Here is an 18,757-nt window from a genome sequence, read left to right as displayed (position 1 = left end):
CTGGAGCGCCCTATGACGATCCGACACCGCCAACTTCAAGGTTTTTCCGCCGCGCTGGCGCTGCTCGGCGGGCTGCTTGCCGCGCTGCTGGCGCCCGCGCCGCGCGGCCAGGCCCAGGCGATCGGCACGCCAACGCCCACGCAGGGCGCGCCGGCCAGCGGGCCGGATGCCTGCGAGCCGAACGACACGCTGCTGGCGCCCTGCGCGCTGCCCAGCGAAGTCGAGCAGGCCGGGCTGAACTTCGCCGACGGCTCGCCCGACGTGTTCTCGTTTTTCTTCAAAGGCGGGCGCGTGTACGCGATCACCGCCGCGAGCAGCAGCGGCGCCGACCCGAGCCTGCGCGTGTTTCGCGCCGCCGACACCGGCGCCCCTGTGGCCGCGAACGACGACGCCGCGCCCGGCAGCCCCGACGCGGCGGTGCAGGTGGCCGTGCCCGCCGACGGCTGGTACCTGGTGGAGGTGACCAACCGCGCGCCGGGCGATATGCGCGGCCGCAGCTACACCCTGGCCGCGCGCTCGAGCGCCGCGCCGGCCACGCCGCAGCAGGCGGCCACGGCCGGCGACATGCTCGAAAACAACTACGACGCCCAGCACGCCGCGCGGATCGGCTGGGGCGTGCCCTACGATCTGTCGCTGCTGTGCCCCGAGGCGCGCCCCGGCGCCTGCCGCGCCGGCGACCACGACTTCCTGCTGCTGCCCGCCAAGCGCGGCGTGCCGCTGGTGGCCGCCACCTACGATCTCGGCCCTGGCGCCGACACCAGCATGGTGCTGTACCGGCCCGACGCGGCCCAGTCAGCCTCGCCGGCAGGCTGGCGCGCCGTCGCCGGCAACGACGACATCGCGCCGGGCCGCACGCTGCGCAGCCAGGTTGAGCTGACGCCCGACTGGGACGGCGACGCGCTGCTGGTGGTCGCCGCCAGCGAGCGCCGCGACCCGCCGGCGGTTCCCGCCGCGCTCGGCCCGGCCGGCCGCTACCGCCTGATCGCCGGCAGCCCGGCGCTCGCGGCGGTGCGCGCGGTGCTCGACGCGCAGGACGGCCAGCCCGCGACGCCGGTGGCGACGCCGGCCGCGCCGCTGGCGACGCCGGCCCCGGCCGCGAGCAGCGTGGCCGCGCCCGCTCCCGGCAGCGGCCAGTCCGACGCCGAAGAGATCATCAAGGAAGCCTGCACCAGCGGCGCGGCGGTGGTCGCGCGCGACGGCGCCGCATTCTACGCCGCCGCCAGCCCCGCCAGCCCGCGCCGCCTGCTCGCCAGCTACCCGCGCGGCACCAGCGTGGCGCTGCTCGGCGCCTGCTACCTCGGCTGGGTCAAGGCCCAGCCGGCCGGCTCGGTGACGCCGGGCTGGATGTTCGCCCCGATCTGGCGCTGCTCGAAGGTGGTGGCGCTGCCGGCGCCAGCGCCGCGCCAGCCACAGCGCCCCAGGCCGCCACGCCGCCCACGCGCCCGCTGCAGGTTGTGCGCGTTACGCCAGCACCGGCGCCCTTGCCCACGCCCGCGCGCCGCCAGGCGCTCAGCATCGCGGTGCGCGTGGTGAGCCAGGCCGGCGAGCCGCGCGCCAATGTGCGCCTGGTGCTCGCCGACGCGTTCGGCCAACGCCTGACCGACGCGCTCACCCCAGCCGATGGCCGCGTGCTGTTCACGCCCGACATCGCGCCCGGCAGCGCGCTGTGGCTGCAGCTGCCGGCCGCCGGCATCAGCACGGCGATCGATCCGGCCGCGCCGGCGCTGACGATCACGCTGCCAGGGGAGGAATAAATGAGCGTGTTTGCCGTGCGGATGCTCGCTCTCTCATGCCTCGTGGCGCCGCTGGTGGCGTGCGCGCCCGCCCGCAGCTACGCCGGCGCGGTTGCCACCGCGCGCGCGGCGGGCTGCTGGCCAGGCAATGCGCTGCCCCCCGCGCCGGTAACCGTCACGCCCGGCGCGTGGCCAGCCACGCCGCTGCCCACCACCACACCCTACCCGCGCTGCACACCCGAGCCAGGCGAGGCACAGCGGGCCTGGCCCACGCCGCTGCCGCCGCGCGCGCCATTCCCGACAATACGCGCCTTCAACCAGCCCGGCAGCGCCGAGATGCGGACGATCATGCGCCTGCCCGACGCCATCCTCAGCGTCGACATCGCGGCCAATCCGCTCAGCGGCGACCCGGTGGTGGCGGCGATCGCCGCGCCGCTCACCGGCGGCGGCCGGCCCCACGCGTTTGTGAGCGCCTACGACGGCCAGGCGCACAGCTGGGGCACCGCGCAGAGCCTCGACATCGGCGCGGCGGCGATCGGCGCGCACCGCTTTCGCAGCGTGGCCGTGGCGGTGGCCGGCGACGGCGCGATCACCGCAGTGTGGGGCGCCACCAGCCACCCGGCCTACGGCCTGTGGGCCAGCACCAGCCGCGACGGCGGCGCCAGCTGGGGCGCGCCGCAGCACCTAGCCGACAACATCTTCGGCGTGCTCGACGTAGCCGCCGCGCTCGACGGCCGGCTGGCAGTGCTGGCGCTGCGCCGCGAGCCGGTCGAGCCGGTGCTGCTCACGCGCGACGCCGCAGGCTGGGGCCAGCCCGACCCGCTGCCGGTCGCGTCGGCGTGGTACGGCAGCTCCGGCAGCGTGCAGATCGTTGGCGAAGGCGCCGGCGCGCGTGCCGTCGCGCTCACCAGCGGCTTTGGCGAGCCGCGCGGCGCGCTATTTCTGGCCACACGCCCGCTTGCCGGCGGCGCGTGGCGTGTCGAGCCGCGCCGCGCTCCCGAGGCCGGCGGCCAGGGCATCGTCGGCAATGTGCGCGGGCTCGCGGCCGGCGGAGCCGCGCCGATCGTCGCATTCTCGTTCAGCGTGCTCGGCGCGCCCGGCGCGTACGCCGTTGTGTCGCGCGACGGCGGCGCCAGCTGGGATGCGGTCGCGCCGATCGCGCCGGCCTCCGCGCGCTCCGGCGACGCCACGCCGTTCAGCGCGCTGGCCTACGACCCGGCCGCCGGCGCGCTAGCGGCGTTCTGGACGTGCTGCGCCGACGCGCGCTGGGACTCGGCGGCCTCGACGCACTACGCCGCCTGGGCCGCGCCCGGCGCGGCCGAGTGGCGGCCGCGCATGCCGGCGCCGCTGCTCAGCGGCGCTGCGGCCGCCGGCGATACCGCCATAGCCCAGGCGCCCAACAGCCGCGCCGCGTGGCTCGCCTGGGTCGAGCACGCCAACACTGTCGCGGTGCGCGCGATCGACCTCGACCGCGTGATCGACACAGGCGCCTACCCGACGCCGACCGCGCCGGCGGGAGCGCAGCCATGATCCGGGTTTCATCGCCGCGCGCCTGCGCGCTGGCCGCCGCCGCGCTGCTGCTGGCCGCGCCGCTGCTGGCCTGCCTGGCCGGCGCGAACATCACCCCGATCGATGCCGGACAGTCGCCCAGCTGGGCCTGCCCCAGCCCGACACCGCTGCCATTCGGCGCGGCCGGCCCGCTGAAGGACGTCATCGAGCACCCGCGCCCGACGCTCGCGCCGGCAGGGCCGATCGAGTACGACCGCGAGCCGGTGTACTACGCCGAGTGGGAGCAGGAGTACGGCGCGCAGGCGGGCGGCCCGCCGTTCCCTTCGCCCACGCCGTACGCACTAACCGGCGCCAGCTACGCGTTTGGGCAGCGCGTGAGCGTGCCGCCGCTGTTCGCCACAGTATCGGCCGAGGCCGGGCAGCCGCTCGCCGGCGACCGCCAGCTATACCGCGTGCTGATCACCTGGAACAACCCCAGCGGCGCGCCGCTGCCGATCGACTATGCCGCGCAGGTGCGGCTGCGCGCGCTGGAGCGCCCCGACGGGCGCGTGCTCGCCGGCGACGGCTGGGCGATGTCGCCCGAGGCGCTGGCGCTGGCCGGGCTGAGCGCGCCAGGCGATACGATCGCGCCCGGCGAGAGCCACGCGATCGTGCCGATCGTCGCCCCGGCCGGCGCGCCGCAGACGGCCGAGCTGCTGTTTGTGCGCGGGCCGCTGGCTGGCGGCGCGCCGGCCGATCCCGCCGCGACGCCTACGCCGAACAGCGAGCTACGCCGCGCGCCCGACCAGCAGCTGGCGGTGCAGTGGAGCAGCGGCGGGCTGAGCATCGGCCCGCCCTGCGGCGACCCCGGCGCGATGACCGGCTGGCAGGGCGGGCCGGGCGCAGCCTGGGGCCACGCCGATCTGCCGGTGGCCGCGCCGCCCGGCGCGGCGCGGGTGGTGCAGCTAGCCCTGAACCAGGTGGGCAAGCGCTACGTGTGGGGCGCCGAGGGGCCCGAGACGTTCGACTGCAGCGGGCTGGTGCGCTGGGCCTACGCTCAGGCCGGCATCACGCTGCGGCGCACCGCCCAGCAGCAGCACGACAGCCTGCGCACGGTCGCGGCGGCGGCGCTGCAGCCCGGCGACCTAGTGTTCTTCGCCAAGCCCAACCGGCCGTATATCACCCACGTGGCCATGGTGATCGGCGACGCCGACGGCGACGGCACGCTCGACGTGGTGCACGCCATGAGCCCGGCGCTCGGTGTGCGCGTCACGCACAACCTGCTTGGCTCGGCATACTACAGCGGCGGCGCCTGCCAGCTGTGCATCGCCGGCTTTGCTACGGTGAGGTAGCTGCAATGCTTTTCGCCAGAACGGCCCGCAGAGGAGCAAACGAGATGTCATGTTCGCGCTATTGGCTTGCCCTGCTTTGCGCGCTGCCGCTGGCGCTGCTCGGGCCGGCGGCGAGCTTCGCACAGCAACCTGCCGAGCTGGTGGTGTCGCTGCGCGACGCGCGGGGCCACGCCCTGGCCGCCGATATCAGCGTGCGCGCCCCGGCCGGCGGGCCAGTGCTGGCGCACGCCACCACCGACGCAAGCGGCGTCGCTACGCTGCGCGGGCTACCGGCCAGCGAGGCGCGCGTGCTGGTCGCGGGCCGCATGCCCGACGGCACGGCGCTGCGGCAGCCCGGCGACGACGCGGGCGGGCTGCGGGTATGGCTCGCGGCGGGCGCCACGCGCCTCGACCTGCGCGCCGAGGCCGACGGCAGCGTGGTGCCCGACCCAGCCACGATGGTCGTTCCCGAGGGGTTGGCCGAGCAGCCTGGCGCGGCCGCCAGTACGCCGGCCGCAGCCGCCGCGCCTACGCCGGCAGCTGGCGCGCCGACCCACGCGCGCGAAATGGCGCTCGGCTGGCTGCTGGCGGCCGCGTTCGGCCTGGCCCTGCTGGTGGTGCTGGCCGCGCGCAGGCGCGTATAGGCGCGGAGCGCCGAGACATACTCATCTGCAATCGATACAGATACGGAAATCGCTATGACGCTTCGACACATATTCACAGCGCGCCGCCGGATGGCCGCACTCGCCGCGCTGCTGCTGGCCGTAGCGCTTGGCTGGCCGCGCGCGGCCTACGCTGGCGAATGCGACGGCTTCATCTCCCCCGGCCTAATGAGCTGCACGGTCGACGTGGCAGAGTACGGCGCGTACGAAAGCGCGGCCGAGTCGGTGTGGCTGCTCGACCGGATGCTGCTCGGCGGCGCCTACTGGCTCGACGCGCTGCGCGACCAGTTTGTGCAGGTCATCTTCGCAGGCGCCTACGCCGCGCTCTCGAGCACGATCGGCTCGCTGCTCGGGCCGGTGGCGGTGCTGGCGCTGGCGCTGGGCGCGCTGGCGCTGATCGCCCTGCCGATCACCGGCGCGAGCGGGCCGCTGAACATCCGCACCATCATGCTGTGGGGCATCATCGGGCCGCTGCTGCTGACGCTGGCCGGGCCATACCTGGTCGAGTTCGAGCAGATCCGCACCGACCTGGGCGCCACGCTGTTCGACAGCGTCGCCGGCCAGTCGTTCCGCGTCGGCGCGGGCGCCACCCACGACATGACCGCGCCGACCCGGCTGTACCCCAGCGGCGACTGCGGCGCCGACACAGCCGGCCAGCCGCTGCTGCAGCGCTACCACCCCAGCGAGCTGCCGCAGGTCGACGAGCAGGTGGCCGCGCTGGTGTGGGCCGACGCCAAAGACATCCACTGCCCCGACCGGCTGCTGCCGATGCGGTTCTTTCAGGATGGCGCCGACGGGCCGGGCTACCTGCTGTACAAGGGCATCTATGGCGAAGCGCCGGCGACGCGCCAGCGCTACATCGAGGGCGCCAAAGCCGCGCTGAACCGGCTGCTGCTGGCGGTAGCGCCGGCATTCGTGGCGCTGCTGATTGCGCTGCTGAACCTGGTATTCGCCTGCTGCGCGATCCTGCTGTGGTTCGCGCTGCCGATCGGCATTCTGTTCAGCTTCTTCCAGACCAACTCGCACTGGTTCGCCGGCCTGGTGCAGCGCGCCGCCAACATTCTGAAAACCAGCTGGACGATCAGCCTGCTGCTGGGCGTGTTCGCCGCCCTGCTGCTGGATGCCGGGGTCGCGGGCGACGCGCTGCGCTACAGCATCCTGACGATCATCAGCGGCGTGTTTGTGGCGCGCTTTCTGATCAGCGCGTTTGGCCTGTTCGCCGACGCGCTGGCGGCGCTGAGCGCCGCGACCGGCCTGGAGTCGGGCGGGCCATCGGTGGCGCGGCTGGCCGGCGGTGCGGCCGGGCTGGCCGCCGGGGCGGTAACGGGCGGGGCCGGCGCGGCGCTGACCATGGCGCTGGCCGCAAAGCAGACCGGCAGTGGCCGCTACGCGCTGGCCGCCGCCGCCGGCCGCTTCCGGCCGCTGATGCAGCTTGGCGAGGTGGCCGCCGGCATGGGCCTGGTAGACGACGAGATCGCCAGCGGCATGGCCGCAGGCCACAGCAGCCGCGCCAGCCTGCGCGCCGGGCGTTTGGCAATGCGGCAAGACGGCCAGCGCCAGGACGACGAGGGCCTCACCTTGCGCGACCACGCCGCCGATCGCCGGATTGCGCGCGCGATCGACCGGGCCGAGCGCGGCTCGCTGTTCGAGCGCAGCATCGACGACGCGCACGCGATCGCGCGGTTTGGGCACGGCGTCGCGGCTGAGCTGCACGACCCGCAGCACACCCGCGCGGCGCTGGGGCGAGCCAGCGCCGCAGCCGAAAGCGTGCGCGAGGTGCTGGCGCACCCGGCCGAGCCGGTGCGCAAGGCCGGCGCCTGGGCGGCACGCCGCGCCCACAGCGCCGCCGAGCAGATCTTACAGCCGCCCGACCGGCGCCTGGCCGCGCTGGCGATCGAGCGCGGGCGCACGCGCCGCCTGCCGCGCTTCGACGAGGCGCGGCTGCCCGAGCACGCCGAGCGCGATCAGATCGCGCCGGCGCGGATGCGCGCGCTGCTGAGAAAGGGCTACACCGTGCAGCGCAACCCCGACGGCTCCACCACCTACTGGCGCGCGCTGCCGGCCGGTGCCGCGCCGACGGATAAGGCGCGCGGCGACAGCGCGCCAGAGCCCGACGAACACAACACGGCCGCCGTGGATCAGCCAACGCTCGGCGACGGCGCGCCAGAAAAGGAACCCGCATGACAAGCTTACACGACGCCGCTTTTCAAGAGCAGGCGATCGCCCAGTGGCACGACTGGCGCCGCTTTCTGACGCAGCATCTCCGCCTGGTGGAGCTGCGCATGGCCGCGCCGGGCGACGAGGCCGCGTTTGAGCTGGCCGACTCGGCCGCCGAGCGCGAGCACGACATCAAGGCGCAGCTCGCGGCCATCCCCGCCGACGCGCGGGCGCTGTTCGGGCAGGCGCTCGACGAGCGCCGGCAGCAGGTGCAGGCCACACTCGACGCCGAGCGCCGCGCCGCAGGCGACCCGCGCGGCCGCCCGCTCGACGCCGACGAGGTCGAGCGCCGGGCGCTGGCGAGCCTGCTCGACGAGGCCGAGGGCGCGGAGGCGCAGGGTGTCGGACAGGTGCCGTTGGCCGACGGCTGGTACGATGTCGACGCCGCGCGCCTGGGCGATGTACCCGACGCGGCGCACTACCGGCTGGCCAAGAGCAAGCGCCTGCCGCCCGCGCGTATCGCGATGATCGCGGGGGTGCTGCTCGTCAGCGCGCTGGCGCTGTGGCTGACGCGGCCAGGGCGCGCCAGCCAGGCCACGGCGACGGCGAGCGTGATGGTGAACGGCCAGCCGGCCGAGCCGTGGGCGCCGCGCGCGATCGAGCTGCTGGGCGCGCGGCCGGGCACACTGCAAGTCGCGCCGCCTGGCGCCGACGCGCCGCCCGATCGCGCGCGCTGGCAGCCCGGCGCATGGCCACTGCGGCTGTGCGCCCCCGAGGCCGCACTAGCTGGAGTGACCGCCGTGCGCGTGCTGGGCGGCGCCGATGTGCCGGCGCGCAGCTACATCCTGACCGACACCGCCGGCCTGGCGGCCGATCTGCTGCTCGGGCCGTGCGATGGCGCTACCCCGGCGCGCACCGGGCTGCTGCAATCGGCCGAGCCGCCGCGCGCGCTGGCGCTGGGCCAGGCCGGCGAGCTCGCCGAGGGCACGAGCGTGACCTTGCGGGCGCTCGAGCTGGTCGGGCCAGGCGAGGATCCGGCGCTGCCGCCAGGCAAAGCCGCCGTGATCGCCCACGCCGAAGCCTCGGCGAATGTCGACTGGTCGCGGCTGAGCGCGACGCTGCGCTGGCCCGACGGCAGCGACATCTTGCCCAGCGCGGTATCGCCCGAGGCCGGCGGCGCGGCGCTGCGCTACCTTGTGCCGCTGCCCGACGCGCCGCTGGCGGCGGTGCAGTGGCGGGTGAACAGCCCGGCGGGCGCGTACCTGGCCTGGCAGGCACCGCTCGGCCTGCCGCCGGCGCGCGCGCAGCTGCTGGCCGAGGCCCTGGCCGATGTGCAGGCGCGCGCCGAGCGCGGCCCCGCCGACGCCGTACGGGTCAGCCTGGCGATCGAAAACGGCGCGCGGGCCGAGCTTGCGCTCGCGGCGAGCGACCTGCGCGCCAGCGCCGGCGGGCAAAGCGTGCCGCTGCCGCCGCTCGAAGCGCTTCGCACCCCGCTGGCCCCCAGCGAGCGGCGCGAGATCGCGTTCGAGCTGGCGCTGCCGCCCGGCCAGCCGCTGGTGCTGGCGGTCGGGCCGTTCAGCTTCGAGATACGCGAGTGATACAGCGGAGAAGCAGCGCTCTGCCGAAGGCACAACGCCTGCCGCGTAGCTCGTGTGAGTGAAAGGAGCAAAGCCTACTGATAGCTACGCCATAGTAATCGTTCGATGAATCACGAGTTCCTGGCATCGCAACAGTACATCATATACGAAAGGATACACTCCCATGACACTGGTTCTGATCGCCGCCAACCTGCTGCTCGCCGCCGGCCTCAGCCACGCCCACCAGCTACTGCTGCTGCTGAGCGACCCGCACCTGCTCGGGCTTTGGCTCGCGCACCTAGCGAGCGCGCCGCTTATGCCGCCGCTCGACGGCGTACCGGCCACGCTCGCCGCAAAAATCGACGCGGTCGTGGGCTCGCTCGAAGCCATCGGCCGGCCGATCGCGATCCTCGGCGTGGCGCTCCTCGCGCTCTCGTGGCTGGCGGCCGGCGTGCTGCCCGAGTGGGCGCAGCAGAACAAGGGCGTGCTCGTGAAGATGCTGATGGGCGGCATTCTGCTGGGCATCGCCCCCGATATCGTCGGCCTTGTGATCTCGACGCCGCCGGTCAAGTAGCCACCGCATCGCACCAGCCCGGCCGCGCGCCCGCAAAGCGCGCGGCCGGCAGAAAAGGAACCCGAATGGCTTACGAATCGATCGAGCGCCTGCTCTCGCGCCGCGGCGAGAAAATCGCGGCCTTCCTGACGGTCGAGAACGCGGTGGGCGTCGCCGCGCTGGCCGGCCCATTCTTTGTGATCGGCGGCATCGCGCTGCTGCCGCGCGCGATCATCATCGTGCTGGCGGCGGCGCTGGGCGTGGCCATAACGCTCGAAACCGACGGCATGCTGTTTTGCGAGCGGCTGCTGTGGCGCGCGCGCGGCGAGTGCCGGCTGCTGCTGCGCGGCCGCGCGCTCAGCCCCGAAGATCTGCCGGGCACGCGCGCGGCGGTGGCCGGCCACCGCGCGGTAGCCCACGCCGGCGCGGTGCGCAAATCGCGGCGGCGTGGCGCGGCGCCCGCCCAGGCTACGAGCGCCGCGCGCGCGGGCGCGCCGGCGCGGGAGGCAGGCAATGCTGATCGCGCAGCTTGAGAGCTTTCCAATCGAGCAGGCGGGCGACCTCGAGGCGCTCGAGTGGCGGCTCGGCGCATGGGCCGCCGGCCGCGCCTACCCCTGGCGGCTGCTGGCCTACTCGCGCCCGTTCGACATGCGCCCGCTGGTGAGCGCGACGCAGGCGCGCGTGCGCGATCTGCTGCCGCTGGCCGAGGCCGCCGCGCCGATCTTGCGCGCGGTGCGCTCCGGCATCGACGGCCGGCCCGACACGCCACCCCCCGCCGCGCTGGCTGGCCTAACCGACGACCAGCGTGCGCTACTGCGCGCCGCCGTGCGCGGCCGGCCCGAGCTTGAGCGCACGCTGCGCGCCCCCGCCCAGGCGAGCGACGCCGGCTGGATGGCGCTGGCCCAGGCGCTGGCCGCCGCGCTCTGGCCGGTGCCGTGGCTGAAAGAGATGGCGCGCTTCTACGAGGCGCTGGGCGAGCGGCACCTGCGCAGCGCGACATTCTTTCTGCTGGTGTGGGACGTGCCCGCGCCGCAGGCCGACGCGCTGCTGGACTCGCTCGAGCACACGCTTGGCCGCCGCGTGACGCTCTGCGACAGCCTGCCGCCAGCGCTCGCCGGCGCGTACCGCGTCGACGAGCAGCGCGCCCAGCTCGTGCCCCAGACGCCCGGCCAGCCCTACATGGCCGTGCTGCGCTCGCACGACATGAACGGCGCCTGGGACGCGCTGACGCTGCACACGCTGCTGGCGCTCGACTTCGACGTGGCGCTGGCGGTGGACGTGGCGACCTTCTCGCCCGGCCGCGTGATCAAGGAGCTTGAGCTTGCCAAGCGCACCGCCGAGAGCGTGATCCGCGACGGCAAAGACGACCCCGTGGCGCTGCGCAAGCTCCAGCAGGCCAGCGCGGGCATGCACCGGCTCGACACCGAGAGCCTGCACGATGTGCAGGTCGCCGTGCTGGTGAGCGCCGACACGCCCGCGCGCCTGGCCGCAAACGTCGCCAGCGTGCGCGACCGGCTCGGCAGCAGCGTGCGGCTGGATCTGGTGGCCGGCGCCCAGGGCGAGCTGATCAAGCTGTGGAGCACGCGCAAGGCCAGCGAGATCGACGCGCCCCTGCGGCGCTACACCGTCTGGTCGCACGGCGTGGGCTGCCTGCTGGGCGTGCTCGGCTACCACCGCGCCAGCCGCACCGACGGGCTGTGCTGGGGGCTCGACATGCTGCGGCGCGCCCCGCTGTTCTACGACCTGTTCGCCGACGACCAGGCGGCGCACGGCGTGGTGCTGGGCAAAACTGGCTACGGCAAGAGCTTCTTCCTGAACGTGCTGACGCTGCGCGCCGCCGCGCAGCTGGGCTACCGCGTGGTGGCGATCGATGCGTTCCGCAACGGCGCGCGCATCGCGGCCGCGGCCGGCGCGGGCGCGGCCTGCCACTGGCTCGGCGTGCATACGCCGATCAATGTGCTCGACGTGGTGTTCGACGAGCGCGACGGCGAGTGGCGGCCGTTTCAGGTGCAGCACGCGATCGGCCAGCTCTCGCTGGTGCTCGGCAAGGTTGCGCAGGTGCGCGCCGGCGACGAGAGCAAGGAGACGCTGGCGCCGTACGTGTTCAGGGACGAAGAGGAGGGCGTGCTCGACCGCGCGCTCAGCGACCTGTACGCCGGCGTCAGCCCGCGCGCGGCGCCCCAGGCGATGCCGCTGCTGAGCGATCTGATTGCCGAGCTCGAGCGCATCCGCGAGCCCGAGGCGCGCGACCTGGCGCGCCGGCTGCGGCTGAAGCTGTTCGGCAGCAGCAGCGGCGCGCGCCTGAACGAGCTTGGCAAAAGCCTCAACGTACCCAGCCAGGTCGATTGGTCGTTCGGCTACGATATCAACTACTTCGACTTCTCCGAGGTGCCCGAGCGGCTGCGCGCGTTTTACTACGCCCATATGGTCGGCGCGTTCAACCGCTTCATGCGCGACCCGCGGCGCGACACCCGCCATCGCACGCTGTTTCTGCTCGACGAGTTTCATTATGTCACGCGCGTCGAGGCAGTCGCGCGCCTGGCCGCCGATATCTGCAAGGTGGCGCGCAAGTACGGCATTGGCCTGATGCCGGTCGATCAGAACCCGGCCACGTTTCTCGACAACAGCTATGGCCGCCAGATCTTCGAGAACGCGGTGGCGAAGTTTCTGTTCCACCTCGACGACCTGCCGGCACGGCGCATGGCCGACGCGATCGGCGACCTGACGCCCGATCACGTGCGCTTTCTGGCGCAGGCCGGGCGCGGCCGCTGCCTGGCGGCCTTCGGCAACGACGTGTATCACATGCTGGTCGAGGCCAGCCCGCAAGAGCTGCGCTCGCTGCGCGGCTCGTAAGCCCGAGCGGTGGCGATCCGCGCTACCGTGCGCGGCCGGGGGCTTGGCGTCGCCAAGCAAGCCTCGGTGATTGAAAGGAGAGCAAGACATGCAGCTATTTCGGCTCGAGACACCCGGCCCGCCCGGACGGCCCGAGGCGCTGGCCGAGGGCCTGCGCCGGCACCTGGCGGTGGCGCCGCTGCTCAATATTGCAGCGCGGATCGGCGCGCGCCAGCAGGCGTACGTAGCCCTGCCCGGCTGCGGCGGCTGCGCACACGGCCGCTGCCTGCCCGGCTGCCGTGCCGAGCTGCTGCGCCGCACCTTGCGTGGCGCGTTTGGCGCGGGCGCGCGGCTACTGCCGGTGGCGCGCGGCCTGGCGCCGCGGCCCTACACGCGCGCGGCGCTGGCGTGGCCCACCCCGGCCGCGCGCCCGCTCACGGCCGAGCTGCTGCACCCCTACGACGACGCGCGCCTCTGCCTGAGCTGGCTCGCCACGCCAGGCGCCCGTCTGCGCCTGAGCGCGCTGCTGGCCTTGGGCGCGGCTGGCCCAGGCCCGGCCGAAACGCTGAGTGCCCACGGCTGGCGCGCGCTGGTGCTGCCCGCCTGGCTGATACCGCGCGCCGCTGCGCTGCTGAAGCTGCCCTGGGCCGGCGCGTGGCCGCTCGCGCCTGCGCTGCTGCTTGCCGGCGAGCCGGCCCAGGCCACAGTGCCGGCTCCGGCCCAGGCCGGCGCCGATCAGCTCGCGCTGCGCCGCTCGACATACCTGCACCTCCAGGCGATCCTCGACGGCACATCGCCCGATGCTGGCGCGCCCGCCGAAGCCGAGTGGCCGGCTGGCCCTGGCTCGGGCAGCGCGCTCATGCGCCCGGCCGACGTCGCCGCGTTCGCGCGGCTGGCCCTGGCCGCGCCCGAGACGCTGGCCGGCGACGAGCCGGGCCTCAGCCGCAGGCGCGTCGCCGCGCTGCTGGCCGAGCCGCACCGGCAGCACGCCGAAACGCTGCTGCGGTGGTTCGCCGCCGCTGGCGTATTGGCGCCGCCGGCCGACGACGCGCAGCCCTTCCGCCGCCCGCGCCCGCTGGCCGAGCACGACCCCGCGCGCATAGCCGAGCGCCTGGCCGCCACGCCGCTGCCCGAGCGCGAATAGTGCAAGGAAAAAAGATGACCAGGCACACAATCGAACCAGCCTCGTTTGGCCTTGGGGCGCCCGCCCAGGGCGAGCAGGCGCCGCCACGGCCCGATCGCGGGCGGATTGCCCTGCGCGCCACGCTGGCGCTGGCCCTGCTGCTGGCGCTCGCCGCGCCAATGGCGCGGCGCTGGCCCATCCCGGCGGCGCCGCTGCGCGCCGCGCTGGCCTGGCTCGATCGCCCGCCGATCGCGCTGGCGCTGGCGCTCGCGGTGCTGGGCGGCGCGGCGGCGCTCGCGCTCGAGCTGGCGTGCTGCGCAGCCTGGCTGGCGATCGAGCGCCGCCGCCTCGACCGCGCCGGGCACGATTACCTGCGCATCCGCACGCTGCGCCCGCAGAGCCGCACGCGCGCGCAGCCCCCCGCCGACGCGGCCGCGCTGTGGCGCGGCATGCACGCCGCGCTCCAGTCGCCCGCCTCGGGCAGGCCGGCGCCGTGGGTCGCGCTCACGCTCCACGCCCGCCCCGACGAGCCGGCCGCCCTCGGCGCAATGATCGCCGGCGGCGCCGGTATGCGCCGCTCGCTCGCCCACGCGCTCACCGCCGCGCTGCTGGCCCACGACCCCGAGGCGGTCATCGACAAGGCCGACGACCCGCTCGCAGGCGCGCTGCGGCATGGCGGCATTTTGTGCTGGCAAGAGCTGGCGCTCACCCGGCCGCCGCACTTCCCGCTGCGCGCCGCCGACGAGTTCGCGCACGACCCGCTGGGCGCGCTCGCGGCGGCGCTGCGCCTACCCAGCAGCGTCGAGTACGCCGAGATCCAGCTGATCCTGCGGCCGCGCCACGAGCCTGCGCACGCGCCGTGGCGCATTCTGGCGCGGCGGCGCACCGCAGCTCTGCGCCGGGCGCCGTCTACCGCCACCGAGGCCCAGGCGCTCGAGCAAAAGCTGGCCGGCGAGTGCTTCGACATCAGCGTGCGGCTGGTGGCGCTGGCCCACGACCGCGCCAGCCTCGGCGCGGCACACGAGGTGCTGCGCCAGCTGCGCGCCGCGCTCGGCCAGATCGAAGCTCGCGACGCAAGCGGCACACAGCGCTTCCGCGCGGCCGGCCTGCCCGCGACGCATCGAGTCGCCGCGCCGCTGGCCAAGGCGCCGGCCCGCGTCCTGAGCCGGACGCCACGCGTGAGCCCGCCACCGCAGCTGCTGCTGCCGCTGCCGCTGTGGGCCGGCCCGCTGATCCTTGGCGCCGCCGAGGCTGCCTGCCTGTGGCGCCTGCCTGGCCCCGAGCTGAAAACCCTGATCGACTGGCTGCCAAACCGGCGGCTGCCGGCTCAGCCGCACCACTTCATCCCGCCCGGCGCGTCCGACCGGCTAGTGCTGGGCTACGCGCAGCGCGCCGACGGCAGCCTTGCGCCGGTCGGGCCGCCGCTGCGCGCGCTGCGCCAGGTGCTGCACCTCACCGCCGGCATGGGCGCGGGCAAATCGCGCGCGCTGGCGAACTTCGCCCGCCAGCTCGTGCCCAAAGGCTTCCTGCTGCTCGACGGCAAAGGCGACGACATGGCCGGCAGCCTGGCGGCCACCGCACTGCGCTATGTTCCGCTTGAGGATGAGCGGCGCCTGGTGCTGGTCGACGTGCTCGACGCCGAGTGGCCGGTTGGCCTCAACCCGCTCGCCGGCATCGATATGGCAGCAGCTGGCGGCACGACCCAGGCGCTCGGCATGGTCACCGCCGTGCTCGCCCGCCTCGACCCCGAGACCTGGGGCAAGAGCCAGGGCATGCAGCAGTACGCCCAGATGGCCGCCGCGCTGATCGCCGAGACCGTGCCCGAGCCTACGCTCGCCAGACTCAAGCAGGCGCTGCAAGACGACCACTACCGCGCCGGGCTGCTGCGGCGCTGCGCCAATATCGAAGTCAAAACCTTCTGGGAAGAAACCTTCCCGCGCACCGGCGAGCAGCAAAAGTCCAGCCGCGACGCGCTGCTGCGCCGCCTCGACAACCTCATGGTCGACGAGACGACGCGCTACCTGGTGGCCCAGCCGCGCCCGACTCTCGACCTGCTCGAGTGCATCGAGCGCGGGCGCATCGTGGTGCTGCCGCTGCCGCACCGCACACTCGGCGGCATGGCCGAGTTCGTGGGCATGCTGCTGCTCCAGGCCGTGCTGCGCGCCGCGTTTCGCCGCCCCGGCGACGACCAGTCCCGCGCCACAGTGCCGCTGATCGTCGACGAGCTGCAGGTGTTTCTTGGCCAGGGCGACGCGCGCGACCTGCGCGACGCGATCACTCAGCTGCGCGGCTTTGGCATCGGCGGGATCTACGCACACCAGACGCTCGCGCAGCTCGGCGACCTGCGCGACGAGATGCTGACGAACAGCGCCAACCGGATGATCCTGCGCACGCTCGAGCCCGACGCGTCGACCTACGCGCAGCTGTTTCCCGCCGCCGATCTCACCCCCGCCGATATCAGCGGCCAGCCTGCCGCTGAGCACCAGTACACAGTCTTCGCGGGCGGCGACGGGTCGCCGGAGCCGTGCTCGATCCGGCCGCTGCCCTGGCCCGCACCGCTCGACCCCGACCGCGGCCTGCCCGAGTACCACGGCCCGGATTGGCAGAGCGTGCTGCCCGCGCCGGCCGCGGGCTACCTGCCCGAGGAATGCGCGCCCGGCGCCGCCACGCTCGAGGCGCTAATCGCCCAGCTGATATATCGCCCGGCCGCGCACGCCCGCGCTACCGAAGGGCTGGCCCGCCTGCCCGACGCCGAGTGGGCCTACCTGGGCGCGCGCTGGGAGGCCATCCGCGCGCACCAGCGCGAGTACATCCTCGCCCACCCCGGCTGCATCGCGCTCGACACGCGCATCGTCGACGCCGACCCGGCGCGCCAGGAGCTGCTGCGCCGCGAGGACCGCCGCCGCCGCCGGCAGCAGTGGCTTTCGCGCCTCGAGACGCGCACGCCGCGCGTGCTGGCGGCGGCGGCCTACCGCCGCCAGCGCTGGTAGCCGCGAGTACCACCGCGACACCGTACCAATCTACAGACTCCGCGATCGAGTCCGCCGCCAGGGGCCGGTTCGCGGCGTATCATGCCAGGGGAAGGCCCAATTGAACCCATCGCCGCGCCGCCTGCCGTGGGCGGCGCCCGCACAGGAGCAACGCACCATGACAACCGACCCAGAGTTTCCCACCAACCACGCGCTCGTCGTCGGGCGGCTCGGCAGCTTCGCCGGGGCCCGCGACGCCAGCGGGGCGCGCCAGCCGCTCAAGACGATCACCCGGCGCGGCGAGTTCGGGCGCGGCACGCGCTTTCTGATCGAGCTTGCCACGCCGCTGGGCGAGCCCTTCGACCTGACGATCGAGGCGAGCCCGGCCACCGCCGGGATGGCCGCGCTCGAAGCCGCCGGGTGTGGCGACTGGATCGCGGTGGAGGGCACACTGACGCTGGCGACGGCCTTTCAGCGGCGCGGCGCCGCCGAGGGCGAGGCCGGCCACGAGGTGCGCGACCTGGTGGTGCGCGCCGCGAGCATCCGCGAGCCGGCGCCGGGCGAGCAGCGCTGCCAGGCTCACGCCAGCCTCGAGGGCGTGGTGCTCGAGCCAGCGGTCTTCGTGCGCCACGCCGCCATTCGCTCGGCGCAGTTTGGCCGCACGCACATCCGCACGACGGTTGGGCCGCACCAGGTGACCTACGAGGTCGCCTGCACGATCTCGACCCAGCACGACTCTGCGGGCTTGCTCTACCGCGCCGGCAACCGCCTGCAGCTGCGCGGCGATATCACCCGCATGGCCACGCTGCAGTTTGGCTCGCGCGTCGACGAGGCGCTCGCGCAGCTGCAGCGCGAGTGGGACGAGCAGCGCGCGGCGCTCGAGCACGCCCCCGAAGACGAGCAGCGCCGTGCGGCCTGGCGCTACCGTGCCCGCCGCGACGCGCTGCTGTACCAGGCGCACACCAGCGTGCTTGTCGACACGATCGTGCCGCTGCCGGGCGCGCAGGCGGTGTCGTTCGCGCAAGCCCGCCGCCTGCGCCGCGCGTTCGCCCAGCGCGCGCGCGACGCCGGCCTGCCCGCCGCGCGCGCGCCTCGCCGCACAATGCCCATGGCGAGGCCACCCGCGAGTAGGCGGCGCCGGAACGCCATTGCCCTCGGCCTACACACGACCCCAGCCGCCGAAGCAGCTGGGGGTCGCGGCGTAGGCCGACAGTACTACCCCGGCAGTAGGCCGATCAGCCGCGAATTGCGACCCGATGCGCGGCCACAGGCCGGCCAAAAAGCTATACTTCAATTGGCGACACCAACACGGTGTGCCGGGACATCGCAGAGCAGCGCCTCTCAATTACGGCCTTGTGGCTCGGCAGCCTACCGCTCGCCCGCGCTCCAACGCCCTGATTGGCCGGCGCTGCCCCGCGCTCAATCGGCAGGCCGCGCGGGTATCGCCGGACGCACGCTCAAACTGCATAGCTTCATCCGCCTGGCGGGAGCTTTCGCGCCAGGCGTGCTTCTCCGCTGCTGTTTTCGGCGTTTGTGCGCCAAGCACACACGCCAAAAAACAGCTGGCGCCTGCCGCCAACCTGCGCGGGTATGCCATAAGGCATGCGCCACAGCTGGCAACGCGGGCAAAACCCCTCTTTTCATTCACCAGGGCCATCAAACGCCCCGGTGTCGGGGTGTCGTGGCCTTTTGCTGTCAAGCAAAGCAAAAAAGGAGCGCACCCCAATGATCTGCCACGACGAAACCCTGCTCAACGACCTGTGCGAGCGACTGTACGAATTGCGGCGAACGCTGCGCTACTTTCTCAAAGATCACGCGCGGTATGGCTCGGCGACAAACATCGGCGTTCTGTTAGAGATCAAAGACAAGCGCCGCGACATCGGTCGCCTGAAAGCCGAACTTCGGCGATTGGGCGTCGATGTCGACGACCAGTTCGACGATACCGACCCTGATGCAATTGCACACGAGCGCGACGGCCCACCACAGCCGGACGCCGCAGGAGATAGCTCCTGCGGCGTCTTGGCTTGCCCGCCGTGGCTACGGCGGCGCCTCGTATTCTGCGCAGCGCGGCACGTAGCGCCGACCCCTAAACGCCACCGCGCGCCCGTTCACATCAATACAGGCGCGGCGCTCAAGCCCGCACGACGCTTATCAGCCAGGAGGGCACACCTATGCCAGGCAACACACGCACCAACCGTTTGGCCGTATCGCTGGCGCGGCAGGCCGCGTATAACCCGGGTCCACGCAGCCTGCTGATGACGCTGGCGAACGAGCCGGCCACCGAGCAGCTGGCGCGCGAGGCGCTCGTGACGCGCGCCGCCCGCACGGTGCT

13 protein-coding genes are annotated in these 18,757 nt (G+C 73.9%); all 13 read left to right on the top strand.

Translation table 11 applies throughout. The annotated features are described in order from the left end of the window. Positions 1–12 precede the first annotated feature (12 nt). Complete coding sequence (locus tag U0177_RS23110; protein WP_409573033.1) at positions 13–1,533, top strand: hypothetical protein; 1,521 nt, start codon at positions 13–15, stop codon at positions 1,531–1,533. Beyond that, positions 1,482–1,754, top strand: coding sequence for a hypothetical protein (locus U0177_RS23105; RefSeq protein ID WP_409573032.1), 273 nt, complete (start codon positions 1,482–1,484; stop codon positions 1,752–1,754). The genes U0177_RS23110 and U0177_RS23105 overlap by 52 nt, the downstream gene beginning before the upstream one ends. After that, positions 1,755–3,263 carry a sialidase family protein gene (locus U0177_RS23100; protein ID WP_409573031.1) on the top strand — a complete coding sequence of 503 codons (1,509 nt, stop codon included), beginning with the start codon at positions 1,755–1,757 and terminating at the stop codon, positions 3,261–3,263. Further along, the gene (locus U0177_RS23095) at positions 3,260–4,573 is read left to right on the top strand and encodes an NlpC/P60 family protein (RefSeq protein WP_409573030.1); all 1,314 of its coding nucleotides are present in this window, start codon (positions 3,260–3,262) and stop codon (positions 4,571–4,573) included. The genes U0177_RS23100 and U0177_RS23095 overlap by 4 nt, the downstream gene beginning before the upstream one ends. A 44-nt stretch (positions 4,574–4,617) precedes the next feature. After that, positions 4,618–5,196: a hypothetical protein gene (locus tag U0177_RS23090; RefSeq protein WP_409573029.1), complete on the top strand. Its 579-nt coding sequence runs from the start codon at positions 4,618–4,620 to the stop codon at positions 5,194–5,196. A 54-nt stretch (positions 5,197–5,250) separates the two neighbouring features. After that, entirely contained in the window at positions 5,251–7,398 is a 2,148-nt protein-coding gene (locus U0177_RS23085; RefSeq protein ID WP_409573028.1) for a hypothetical protein, read from the top strand. Further along, a complete protein-coding gene (locus U0177_RS23080; RefSeq protein WP_409573027.1) occupies positions 7,395–8,969 on the top strand; it encodes a hypothetical protein in 1,575 nt (524 codons plus the stop codon). The genes U0177_RS23085 and U0177_RS23080 overlap by 4 nt, the downstream gene beginning before the upstream one ends. A gap of 163 nt (positions 8,970–9,132) precedes the next feature. After that, complete coding sequence (locus U0177_RS23075; protein WP_409573026.1) at positions 9,133–9,522, top strand: hypothetical protein; 390 nt, start codon at positions 9,133–9,135, stop codon at positions 9,520–9,522. Positions 9,523–9,587: 65 nt separating this feature from the next. After that, a complete protein-coding gene (locus U0177_RS23070; protein WP_409573025.1) occupies positions 9,588–10,034 on the top strand; it encodes a hypothetical protein in 447 nt (148 codons plus the stop codon). Further along, complete coding sequence (locus U0177_RS23065; RefSeq protein WP_409573024.1) at positions 10,015–12,354, top strand: VirB4 family type IV secretion system protein; 2,340 nt, start codon at positions 10,015–10,017, stop codon at positions 12,352–12,354. The genes U0177_RS23070 and U0177_RS23065 overlap by 20 nt, the downstream gene beginning before the upstream one ends. Before the next feature lie 88 nt (positions 12,355–12,442). Next, on the top strand, positions 12,443–13,477 hold the full coding sequence (locus U0177_RS23060) for a hypothetical protein (protein ID WP_409573023.1): 1,035 nt from the start codon (positions 12,443–12,445) through the stop codon (positions 13,475–13,477). Between the two features lie 14 nt (positions 13,478–13,491). Beyond that, positions 13,492–16,446 (top strand): ATP-binding protein, encoded by a 2,955-nt coding sequence (locus tag U0177_RS23055; RefSeq protein WP_409573022.1) that lies wholly within the window; start codon positions 13,492–13,494, stop codon positions 16,444–16,446. A 157-nt stretch (positions 16,447–16,603) separates the two neighbouring features. Continuing rightward, positions 16,604–18,154 carry a hypothetical protein gene (locus tag U0177_RS23050; RefSeq protein WP_409573021.1) on the top strand — a complete coding sequence of 517 codons (1,551 nt, stop codon included), beginning with the start codon at positions 16,604–16,606 and terminating at the stop codon, positions 18,152–18,154. Positions 18,155–18,757 lie beyond the last annotated feature (603 nt).

The organism is Kouleothrix sp. (assembly GCF_046328425.1).
GTDB lineage: Bacteria > Chloroflexota > Chloroflexia > Chloroflexales > Roseiflexaceae > Kouleothrix.
The sequence above is the reverse complement of the archived record's forward strand: the minus strand, read 5'-3'. Positions and strand labels throughout refer to the sequence as shown.

Bases quoted from the DNA above. Each gene is read 5' to 3' on its own strand.
- U0177_RS23090 (WP_409573029.1), top strand. From the start codon at position 4,618: ATGTCATGTTCGCGCTATTGGCTTGCCCTGCTTTGCGCGCTGCCGCTG.
- U0177_RS23050 (WP_409573021.1), top strand. From the start codon at position 16,604: ATGACAACCGACCCAGAGTTTCCCACCAACCACGCGCTCGTCGTCGGG.
- U0177_RS23095 (WP_409573030.1), top strand. From the start codon at position 3,260: ATGATCCGGGTTTCATCGCCGCGCGCCTGCGCGCTGGCCGCCGCCGCG.
- U0177_RS23055 (WP_409573022.1), top strand. From the start codon at position 13,492: ATGACCAGGCACACAATCGAACCAGCCTCGTTTGGCCTTGGGGCGCCC.
- U0177_RS23070 (WP_409573025.1), top strand. From the start codon at position 9,588: ATGGCTTACGAATCGATCGAGCGCCTGCTCTCGCGCCGCGGCGAGAAA.
- U0177_RS23065 (WP_409573024.1), top strand. From the start codon at position 10,015: ATGCTGATCGCGCAGCTTGAGAGCTTTCCAATCGAGCAGGCGGGCGAC.
- U0177_RS23075 (WP_409573026.1), top strand. From the start codon at position 9,133: ATGACACTGGTTCTGATCGCCGCCAACCTGCTGCTCGCCGCCGGCCTC.
- U0177_RS23100 (WP_409573031.1), top strand. From the start codon at position 1,755: ATGAGCGTGTTTGCCGTGCGGATGCTCGCTCTCTCATGCCTCGTGGCG.
- U0177_RS23060 (WP_409573023.1), top strand. From the start codon at position 12,443: ATGCAGCTATTTCGGCTCGAGACACCCGGCCCGCCCGGACGGCCCGAG.
- U0177_RS23080 (WP_409573027.1), top strand. From the start codon at position 7,395: ATGACAAGCTTACACGACGCCGCTTTTCAAGAGCAGGCGATCGCCCAG.
- U0177_RS23085 (WP_409573028.1), top strand. From the start codon at position 5,251: ATGACGCTTCGACACATATTCACAGCGCGCCGCCGGATGGCCGCACTC.
- U0177_RS23110 (WP_409573033.1), top strand. From the start codon at position 13: ATGACGATCCGACACCGCCAACTTCAAGGTTTTTCCGCCGCGCTGGCG.